The sequence below is a fragment of the uncultured Formosa sp. genome, assembly GCF_947500765.1.
Classification (GTDB): Bacteria; Bacteroidota; Bacteroidia; order Flavobacteriales; family Flavobacteriaceae; genus Formosa.
Window position 1 is genome coordinate 1 of record NZ_CANMTH010000092.1, and the last position, 205, is coordinate 205.

Consider the following 205-nt stretch of genomic DNA (forward strand, 5'->3'; position numbering starts at 1 on the left):
ATTCAAAAACAATTTCATTCAATTGTGGGCTCGAACTTTCAAATAATGACCTTAAATCTGGAACAATTTATGTCGTATTAAAAAAACAAGGATGTTTTAATTGCACCAAAGTTGACTATGGAGATCCAGAAATTGCATATCGTCAAAGCTTGTGTAATCCTAAACAAATTTTAAAAGTTGAAGATTTTGATAGTGACTATGTATT

The 205-nt window shown here is 29.3% G+C and carries 1 protein-coding gene; it reads left to right on the plus strand.

Annotation, left to right across the window (positions count from 1 at the left end):
- On the plus strand, nucleotides 1–205 hold a 205-nt coding region (locus Q1B05_RS18695), incomplete at both ends, for a hypothetical protein (protein WP_299782987.1).